The organism is Roseateles sp. P5_E1 (genome assembly GCF_054049335.1).
In genome coordinates, this window is sequence record NZ_JBFUMN010000450.1 from 1 (window position 1) to 530 (window position 530).

General features: G+C 68.1%; 1 protein-coding gene. It reads left to right on the forward strand.

Annotated features, from left to right (window positions below):
* Nucleotides 1-446: helix-turn-helix domain-containing protein (locus ACXJKJ_RS32035; protein ID WP_457395771.1), on the forward strand; the 446-nt coding region annotated here is incomplete at its 5' end.
* Nucleotides 447-530: the final 84 nt, after the last annotated feature.

The following is a 530-nucleotide window of genomic DNA, read 5'->3' on the forward strand; positions in this document are numbered from 1 at the left end:
ACCGCGAGCCGGGTTGGTGCCTGACCTGCAAGCGCCCGCTGCTGGTGGACGGGCAGATCAGGGGCCTGATCGGCATCTCGCGCGACCTGGGTCAGAAAGACAGCCTGGGCACCCAGTACGAGCAGCTGCGGCTGGCGCTGGCGCATCTGAACGCGCATTACGCCGAGAACGTGCGCATGCAGACCCTGCTGGACATCACCGGGTTCTCRCTGTCCAAACTGGAGCGTACCTTCCGCAAGGTGTTCCAGATGACCCCACAGCAGGTGCTGACCCGCCTGCGCATCCAGATGGCGGTGCACCTGCTGCACGGGCCGGACAGCATCGCCAGCATCGGCCAGGCCTGCGGCTTCACCGACCAGAGCGCGTTCACCCGCAAGTTCAAGGCCGAGGTCGGGGTGTCCCCGCGCGGCTACCGGGCGCAGATCGGCGAGCGCGCCGAAACCTGAGCCGGGGCGGGCCTTGTGGCCTATCCCGCCGGCCGGCTGGACAGGGTATCGTGTCGCACCTGTTGCCCGCCTGCGATTCCGATG